Origin of the sequence: Corynebacterium yonathiae, assembly GCF_027570195.1 — a bacterium.
GTDB lineage: Bacteria > Actinomycetota > Actinomycetes > Mycobacteriales > Mycobacteriaceae > Corynebacterium > Corynebacterium yonathiae.
The window spans coordinates 1-8,284 of the sequence record NZ_JAKMUZ010000030.1; the positions used below are offsets into that span (position 1 = coordinate 1).

The following is an 8,284-nucleotide window of genomic DNA, read 5'->3' on the forward strand; positions in this document are numbered from 1 at the left end:
TTTAGACCTTTAGGACATCCTGAAAACAACCAAACCCCCCGAGATTGGGCTCTCTCGGAGGGTTGTTTTGCGGCTAGTGTTTAGAAGCCGAGGATGGAGCGGTTAAACTCATTGAGTGCGTCTGGAATGAGGTACGGCAGCTTACGGAAGAAAAGGCTTGCCTGCTCCAAGATGTCCCAGCCGTTGGAGACGGCTGCGTGGGCTGCTTCCTGGGCGTTAGTTAGCAGATCTGCAATCATTTTGATTTCCTTTCAGAGTAGGGAAAATTGCGCACTCTATTTGTGCACATTCGCCATTCTAGCTGCACTAGTGGGCTTCAAAGCAAATATTAGGACTAGTAGAATTGAGTTAGCTTTGTTTCTTAACTGAAGTGTCCCAGGTTTTGTGAAGTGTCCCAGTTTTTGTTCCGTCTGAGTAGATGGGAAAATCTGGAGCATGCCAAGGAAATTTGACCAGAATGCGAAGGACCGCGTGGTCCGTCTCGTGGAAGATCGCATCTTGGCGGAAAACATGTCGATGCAAGCCGCATGCCAGGCAGTAGCCCCAAAACTGGGGGTTTCATGGCACACAGCTCGTCAATGGACTTAAGCCCTGCCCGCCGTGCGGGAAACACCCCAGAACCCGTGCCTGAAGACTTGGCCGCCGAAAACGCGAGGCTACGCCGTGAAAATTACCAGCTACGCGACATTAATGAGCTGCTGAAGGCTGCCTCAGCTTTTTTCGCGTCGGAACCAGGCCCAAAAACGTTAAGAAATGATCCGGTTCATCGATGAACACCGGAGTAGTTTCACTGCCCGAGTTCATTTGTAAGACGTTGAAAAATAAACGGGCCGGTGGGTTTATCACCTCGCGTGGATATCGCCAATCCAAGGCCCGTGGACTAAGTGCTCGTCGCCTTCGCGATGCTGTGCTGGTAGAACGCATTAGTGCTGTTCACCGGGATAATTACGGTGTTTACGGTGTGCGTAAAATGTGGCATGCTCTTCACCGTGACGGAATTGATATCGGTCGTGAACAAACTGCTCGGTTGATGCGCCTGGCCGGTGTTTTGGCAAAGGCACAGGCGGATCACCTATCACAACCCGTAAGTCTAACGTGCCGGATCTGCGCCCGGACTTGGTCCGAGCGTGAGTTCAAAGCTCAGGGTCTAAAATAAACTGTGGGTGGCCGACATTACGTATGTGCGCACGAAGAAAGGCTTTGTGTACGCCGCGTTTGTCACCGACGTTTACTCCCGACGGATCGTTGGGCGGGCGTTATCAGATTCCATGCGCACTTCAAGCACTGCTGCTGCAAGCTCTCAACCAGGCGATCGTGTGTGCTGAGGAAACGACAAGTCTCATTCACCATTCGATCATGGGTCGCAGTATGTCAGCGTGGTCTACAACGAGCGACTTGCCCAACACGGCATTACCGCTTCTACCGGAAGTGTTGGTGACTCCTTTGACAATGCTTTGACTGAAAACGTTAACGGCTCCTACAAGAACGAACTGATCCATACCCGCAGGTGGGATGATGTTGTAAAGAGTAGAAATCGCGACGCTCAAGTGGGTGTCATGGTGGAACGAGACAAGGCTTGACCAAAGCTTGAGATACCGAAACCCGGTCGAGGTCGAAACTGAATTTTGGAAGCAGAACCCGCCACAGGCAATGATAGAAATCAAGGCAAATGTCTAGGAACAAAACTCGGGGCACTTCACTCAATGTCGAGCGGGGTTAGGGCTGCTGTGCCGAAAAAGTTAACTCATATATCTACTGAACGGTGTTCAACTCTTCGGTACTATCTGTACATGGATTTTTACTCTGTGCGTATGCGCGCAAACACAGCAGGTCAGCACATATCCGGTGCGGAGGATATCGTCAGCGCCAATGACGTGGCTGCGACGTGCGCGGCCTTGGCACAACGCGCTCTTGACCACCCCAAAGGCAGCGCGGAAAACACAACCATCACGGTAGAGGCCTTAAAGGAAGAAGAGATTTGGCGAGTACCCCAGGTGAGCATTAAAAACCTGGAGGTGGAATCTCCGGAGCACGCGCACACGGTTATACGGGCTTTGTTGCGCGGTCATACCCCACATGTGGAACGCATCATTGAAACAACCTTTGCGGTCCGCGATATGCGCGGTGCCATGCTTATCGACGCCGCCCAAGCCGAGCGCCTTGAACCCGATCTGCAAAGGGGGATACGCGTGAGCCATATCGGTGCTAAGTTGGCCTTTTCCACGGAGCGCGTGGGTAAAAACGCGGCTCTCGAGGCGGTAATTCTCGCCAGTAAAGTTGCTGCGCACCCAGATGTTCTAGCGGAGCTATGTATCTCCGATGACCCCGCATACACCACGGGCTATGTTTGTGTGGCTGGCACATATCATCGGGTGCCGCACATCAAAGAACCTGGTTCGCGGGCTGGAGGTCGCGCTTTTATTATCCGGCCAGGAGCTGATGTCTTAGCGCTCATTGAATATCTGGAAAACCATCCCGTCCTAGTAGAAGTGAACTCGATAGCATGAACCCTAGTGTTGAACAGGCCGTACAGGTTCGACTCCAAAAATGGGATGAGGACGGCCTTCGGCGGAGTCCTTCTGTCTTTGCAAGTGGGCAAACCCCTAATGCGATAGTGCAGCAGGCGGGAGACCACTGTGTCCGCGAGGCGATTCTTTTTAGCTCTTCTAACTATTTGGGCTTAGCTGAGCACCCAGACATCGCTAATGCGGCAAAAGAAGCCATCGATGAATACGGCGTTGGATCAGGCGGCTCGCGGTTGACCACTGGCTCGGGAAAATTGCACCTAGAAGCGGAAGCTGCTGTAGCAAGCTTCACCGGCTATCCCGATGCGGTGCTTTTTGCCAGTGGCTATCAGGCCAATATTTCTACATTGCAGGCGCTAGCGTCACCAGAGCTGACTATTGTCTCAGACGCTCGAAATCACGCCAGCATTATCGATGGCTGCAGGTTGGCCAAGGCGAACGGCGCGACCGTGGTCGTGACCCCGCACCGCGATGTAGAGGCCGTGGACAAGGCTTTATCCAGCAGAACAACCGAATACGCACTCGTGGTTACAGATGGCCTGTTTTCTATGGATGGCGTGCTCGCCCCTTTGCCCGACCTGTATAAAGTCACAGACAACCACGGGGCTTGGTTAATGGTGGATGATGCCCGCGCCTTTGGCACTATAGGAACTACTGGTCGTGGGCTTCCAGAGCACTTTGGCATTCGGCCCGATATTCAGCTCATTACCGCCAGTAAAGCTCTCGGAGCTGAAGGCGCCTTTGAGGCAGCAAGCGAGCCAGTAGCCCAACTATTGCGCCAGCAAGCGCGTTCTTTTGTGTTTTCAACTTCGCCCACGCCGGCTAATTGCGCCGCTATTACTGCGGGTGTAAACCTACTGGGAACCAATCCGAATCTAGTCGGCGGTCTGCAGGACAATATTTCTTATTGGCATCAACGCAGGGGAACCTTGAAGCGGGAAGGGCCCATCATTCCTGTTCGCGTGGGGGATGAATCTGTAGCGATGGAAGCAAGCGCTGCGCTGCTGGAACGAGGATTCATAGTTCCGGCAATTAGGTGGCCTACTGTATCTCGCGGAGCCGCAATCTTGCGGGTGACTTTAATGGCTACTCACACCAAGACACAGATTGATGCGCTTTGCAATGAACTGGAATCTCTCCATCTGTAGGCCGGTGGTGTGCCAGCAGGCATAAAAGAGGGCCCACGCGGCGCACATTGGCGCGGCGTGGGCTGGGGGGAGGGAAGACTAGGAATTAGTCCTGCGCAACACCAACGTTGACTTCGATGTTGCCGCGGGTGGCCTTGGAGTAAGGGCACATCTGGTGGGCGGCGTCGGCAAGCTCCTGTGCCTTGGCGTCCTCAACGCCTGGGATGGTGACCTCGAGGTCAACGCCGAGGAAGAAGCCCTCGTCGTTCTTGCCCAGCTTAACGCGGGCGCCGACGGAGGAATTCTCCACGTCAACACCCTTGTCCTTGGCCACTGCCTTGAGTGCGGAGTGGTAGCAGGCGGCGTAACCGGCAGCGAAAAGCTGCTCCGGGTTAGCGCCCTCACCGCTGCCGCCCATTTCCTTTGGGGCGGTCATGGTGAAGTCCAGATCGGAATCCTTGACTACGGCGCGGCCGTCGCGGCCTGCTCCGGTGGACAGTGCTTCGGTGGTGTATACGGCGTCCATAATGACTCCTTTTCTATCGGGTCTTTGTACGTCCGCCGATTGTACGCAAGAATTCTAGTCCTCGACGACGTTGACGGTGACCTCAATATTGCCCCGGGTGGCATTGGAGTAGGGGCAGACCTGGTGGGCGGCGTCGGCAAGCTGCTGAGCTGTGGCCTTGTCTTGAGCTGGGATGGAAACCTCCAGGTCCACTGCGAGCTGGAAGCCTTCGCCCTGCTTTCCGATGCCCACTCGTGCACCCACCGCAGAGTCACCCAACTCGACCTTCTGGTTGCGGGCCACGGCCTGCAGAGCGGAGTGGAAGCAAGCGGCGTAGCCGGCGGCAAAAAGCTGCTCTGGGTTGGCACCTTCGCCGCTGCCGCCCATTTCCTTCGGGATGGCTAGGGCGAAATCGAGGTCAGAGTCCTTGACGGTGGCGTGGCCATTGCGGCCTGCTCCGGTGGCTAGTGCCTCGGTGGTGTACATGGCGTCCATGATTGCTCCTTTCGATTTTATAATCCGATTTTAATATCCACTTTTGATTGTACACAATTAAATTGCGGACAATATTTTCTTGGCGTCTATACTTTTGGCTATGAATGACGCGCCCACTGATTACCTTTCTCTCGATAGTCAGCTGTGCTTCTCGATTTACCGTGCGAGTAGGGCGGTAGTGCGTTCCTATCGGCCACTCCTCGATGAGCTGGGGCTGACCTACCCCCAATACCTGGTCATGTTGGTGCTGTGGGAGGCCGACGAACCGGTGCCACTTAAATTCATTCATTCCCGCCTCGGTCTGGATAGCGGCACGCTTACCCCGCTGCTTAAGCGCCTAGAAAAGCAGGGGTACGTGGAGCGACGCCGTGATCCCGCCGACGAGCGCCGCACCCTCGCTAGCCTCACCGCCGACGGCGACGCCCTGCGCTCCCGCGCCGAGTGCATCCCCGAAGCAATGGTTGAGGCCTATGAGAAGTTGGGCCTCGACCTAGTGGAATTTAAAGAGTCTCTCGATGTCCTTGCCGCTACTCTCGTCGACGTGGAGCTGCCCTGGCGCCCCGAAGATGACTTTGTGAGGTAGGGGGGGCTTAGTTCGTCGTGGCCACGCGCCTGGACCATATGCTTTTGTCGGCGGTTTCGAATGAGGCGCGAACTGTTTTGTCTCCGGGCTTTTCGCACGTGAGAACTCGCTGGTCGCTGCCCATGCGGCAGTCAAGGTCATAGGATTGCTTGGTCACCGGGCTGCTGGCGGAGACATCCGCGTGGTATACCGATGTCACCGTGGGATCTGGGGAGCGCAGAGTGTAGCTGGCCTGCATCGCGGCATCAAAGACCGCGGCGGCGAATTCGCAGGAAGTCGCATCGCCGGCGTCGATGGAATCGCCTGATGAAGATGTACCGCAGTAGCCGCCAATCTGGCCTACATGGATTTTGTGTTTGCCGCCGGCCGGTGGTGTGGGCTGCTCTGGGGCTGCCTCTTTGGTGACCGTTTCGGTGCGACGTTGCTTCGTTTCCTTCTCCGGGCTGGTTTCTTCTGCATTTTCACCAGCCGGGGAGTTGCTATCTTGCGCAGTGGAGAAGGCTGGCTCTTCTGCCGGGGCGGAATCAGAGCTGGAGTCTGAACCGGAGCCGCAGGCGCTTAGCGCAAGACCGGTAGCGAGGAGGACGGACGCGAGAGGGTATATGGAAGGGCGCTGCATAGGGACACTGTAGCGCCCTTCAAGGCGTGGCGCGCGGCTAGTGATCTATGCGGGGTGGAACTGGTGCACCTTCGGGTGGCAGAACCTTCGGGTACTTCTTGGCTGTCCCGGAGGAAGTGGCCGCGCCGGTTGCACCGCTGGTTGCGGCGGCGTCGGCGTTGCTGATGGGGGAAGGGCGGTGGGGAGTGGGGTCCCAGTGGGCGTCGACAAGCTTGCGCTGGCATACCCAGCCCAAAGCCAAAATAGCCAGCGCGATGAGGGCAATGAAGATAAGCCCGAGCGCACTGCCGGCATTGGTGGACCATCCCAGCAGCAGGCCGAGCCAGCCAAAGTCGGCGTCACCAAAAGTGGTATTCGCGGAGCCGAAGGAACCAAGAACACCGAGGAGGAATGCCGGCAGGAACGTAATGATGAGGCCATTGACAAAAGCGCCGAGCGCGGCACCACGGCGGCCGCCGGTGGCATTGCCATAAACGCCTGCTGCACCACCGGTGAAGAAGTGCGGCACCAAACCAGGCAGAATCAACGCAATGCCAAAGGCTGGATTGAGCCAGGTGGAAAGGACGGCAAGGCCGACAAGTCCGCCGAGGAAGGAAGAAATGAACCCGATGAGCACTGCGTTCTGGGCATAAGGGAAGACGATGGGCGCATCCAGTGCTGGGATCGCGCCGGGTACCACCTTGGCAGCGATTCCCTGGAAAGCAGGAACGAGCTCGCCCAGGATGGTGCGGACGCCAAACAGGATGACGGCCACGGCTACGCCGAACTGGAGGCCTTGGGTTACCGACTGCATCAAGAAGTTGCCCACATCAGTAGCACCATCAGGGAAAGCCGTGAAGGCTTCCTCGGAACCAGCGCGTGCAATGAAGAGCACGGCGAGGACTACGTACATTAGCGCCATGGATAGTGCAGTTGCCACCATGGAATCGCGCAGGAAGCGCAGGCCCTCTGGTAGCTTCAGGTCCTCAGTGGAGGGCGACATTTTCTCACCCTTGCCGCCCACCAGCTTGCCGACGCCGCCCGCAGCCAAATACCCCGCAGTGCCAAAATGTCCGATGGCCACAGAGTCATCGCCGGAAATGCGGCGGGTAAATGGGTGCGCGATGGCGGGGAGCGAAACCATAAGAATGCCAAGGAGCGCTGCGCCGAAGGCGATGACAATCCACGAAGAATACCCGGCTGGTGCAAGCACCATGGTGAGAAGAGTCGCCATGAAGAGAACATGGTGGCCGGTAAGAAATACGTAGCTCATTGGCGTAAAGCGGGCGAGCAGCAGCGAAACCACAAAGCCTAAGATCATGATCCAAGCGACCTGGCTGCCGAACTGATCTTGCGCAATACCTACGATGGCTTCATTGGTCGGAACCACGCCCTGGGCCCCGGTCGCGCCCGTGATCATGGCCCCCAGTGGCTCTAAGGAACCGGTGACTAGGCCTGCACCGGCGCCGATAAGGAGAAAGCCGAGTGTGGCTTTGATGGCGCCGCCAATGGTTTTGCCGGTTCCGCGCCCCATTGCTGCCAGACCCACCGCAGTGATGATGCCGATGAGGAATGCTGGCACGGAGAGAATCTCATTAACAAGGAAGTTCGCTATAGCAAGAAGAAAGTCCATGAGGATGCTCCTTAGATGTCGTAGAGCTCGCGCAGAGCCCCATCGATTTCAGACATGGAGGTGAAGTCTTGGATGACGTAGACAGGAACCCCGACATCGCCGAGCGTTGCAGCGATTTCGCCAGAGGTGAGCAGGAAATCTGCCTCGCCTGCGCGGCCCTTGGCGGAGATGGTGTCCGTAGCTTCCACGGTGAGGTACGGCCCCCAACCCCACTCATCGAGCACCTGCTCTAGGGTGTTTTTGAGGAACAATGACGTACCTAGCCCGTTGCCGCATACCGTGAGGATTTTTCCTTTGGAGGCAACAGAATCGGTGGCCGTTTGCTTCGCTGGTTGGACCTTTGGCTCCGACGGTGCTGCGGAAGCTGCGCGTTTCTTTGTCGGAGTTGATGCCGTGAGAACTGCGCGGAGCTCATCTTCAGATTCTGCGCGATTAAGCGCGTCGCGTTTGGTGGCTAGCAGCTTTGCTAGCTGCTTCATTGCTTGCAGATGCTCGGAGTCACTCCGTGAGGCAAAGGCGACGACGAGGTCTACAGGGTCATTGGAATCGTGCCCGAATTCCACCGGATTATCTAGCCGGACCCACGATAGAGAGGTTTCTTTTACCGTCTTCGAAGGGCGTGCGTGCGCAAAGGCAAAACCAGGAGCCACGACAATATAGGGGCCCGTTTCTTCCACGGAGCGCACCATTGCTTCCGTGTAGTCCGCGGTGATTGTGCCAGCTTCTTCAAGCAGTGATCCCGCCAGCCGGATGGCTGCTCGCCAGTCCTTGGCGGCGCCGTGCAAGTCCACGGCACCGGGCGCCAAGAGGGAATCTAG

General features: G+C 56.8%; 11 protein-coding genes and 1 pseudogene. 6 read left to right on the plus strand and 6 right to left on the minus strand.

Annotated features, from left to right (window positions below):
* Window positions 1-80 precede the first annotated feature (80 nt).
* Window positions 81-239, minus strand: a complete 159-nt coding sequence (locus L8V22_RS11345) for a hypothetical protein (RefSeq protein ID WP_238802173.1) — start codon at window positions 237-239, stop codon at window positions 81-83.
* 150 nt (window positions 240-389) lie between these two features.
* On the opposite strand from L8V22_RS11345, the pseudogene L8V22_RS11690 reads away from it, so the two are divergent.
* The 5 genes and pseudogenes from L8V22_RS11690 (at window position 390) to L8V22_RS11370 (ending at window position 3,673) form a co-directional block, all read left to right on the plus strand.
* A pseudogene (locus L8V22_RS11690) lies at window positions 390-588 on the plus strand (hypothetical protein).
* Between the two features lie 181 nt (window positions 589-769).
* Window positions 770-1,156 carry an IS3 family transposase gene (locus L8V22_RS11720; RefSeq protein ID WP_420840010.1) on the plus strand — a complete coding sequence of 129 codons (387 nt, stop codon included), beginning with the start codon at window positions 770-772 and terminating at the stop codon, window positions 1,154-1,156.
* 46 nt (window positions 1,157-1,202) lie between these two features.
* A complete protein-coding gene (locus L8V22_RS11725; RefSeq protein WP_420840011.1) occupies window positions 1,203-1,325 on the plus strand; it encodes a hypothetical protein in 123 nt (40 codons plus the stop codon).
* A 465-nt stretch (window positions 1,326-1,790) separates the two neighbouring features.
* Window positions 1,791-2,507, plus strand: a complete 717-nt coding sequence (locus L8V22_RS11365) for a 6-carboxyhexanoate--CoA ligase (protein ID WP_238802172.1) — start codon at window positions 1,791-1,793, stop codon at window positions 2,505-2,507.
* A complete protein-coding gene (locus L8V22_RS11370; RefSeq protein ID WP_255711943.1) occupies window positions 2,504-3,673 on the plus strand; it encodes an aminotransferase class I/II-fold pyridoxal phosphate-dependent enzyme in 1,170 nt (389 codons plus the stop codon). Before L8V22_RS11365 ends, L8V22_RS11370 begins: the two co-directional genes overlap by 4 nt.
* An 85-nt stretch (window positions 3,674-3,758) precedes the next feature.
* On the opposite strand, the gene L8V22_RS11375 is transcribed toward L8V22_RS11370, so the two are convergent.
* A complete protein-coding gene (locus L8V22_RS11375) occupies window positions 3,759-4,178 on the minus strand; it encodes an organic hydroperoxide resistance protein (RefSeq protein WP_049358550.1) in 420 nt (139 codons plus the stop codon).
* A gap of 54 nt (window positions 4,179-4,232) precedes the next feature.
* Window positions 4,233-4,652: an organic hydroperoxide resistance protein gene (locus L8V22_RS11380; RefSeq protein ID WP_023021113.1), complete on the minus strand. Its 420-nt coding sequence runs from the start codon at window positions 4,650-4,652 to the stop codon at window positions 4,233-4,235.
* A gap of 100 nt (window positions 4,653-4,752) precedes the next feature.
* Here L8V22_RS11380 and L8V22_RS11385 point away from each other — a divergent pair, with 100 nt between their 5' ends.
* Window positions 4,753-5,235 carry a MarR family winged helix-turn-helix transcriptional regulator gene (locus tag L8V22_RS11385; RefSeq protein WP_238802170.1) on the plus strand — a complete coding sequence of 161 codons (483 nt, stop codon included), beginning with the start codon at window positions 4,753-4,755 and terminating at the stop codon, window positions 5,233-5,235.
* 7 nt (window positions 5,236-5,242) lie between these two features.
* Here the strand turns inward: L8V22_RS11385 and L8V22_RS11390 are convergent, their stop codons facing one another.
* From L8V22_RS11390 to L8V22_RS11400, 3 genes are all read right to left on the minus strand, one after another.
* A complete protein-coding gene (locus tag L8V22_RS11390; protein WP_238802169.1) occupies window positions 5,243-5,854 on the minus strand; it encodes a hypothetical protein in 612 nt (203 codons plus the stop codon).
* 37 nt (window positions 5,855-5,891) lie between these two features.
* Window positions 5,892-7,466: a PTS ascorbate transporter subunit IIC gene (locus L8V22_RS11395; RefSeq protein WP_238802168.1), complete on the minus strand. Its 1,575-nt coding sequence runs from the start codon at window positions 7,464-7,466 to the stop codon at window positions 5,892-5,894.
* 11 nt (window positions 7,467-7,477) lie between these two features.
* A partial coding sequence (locus L8V22_RS11400; protein ID WP_269966552.1) for a PTS sugar transporter subunit IIAB occupies window positions 7,478-8,284 on the minus strand: 807 nt, incomplete at its 5' end.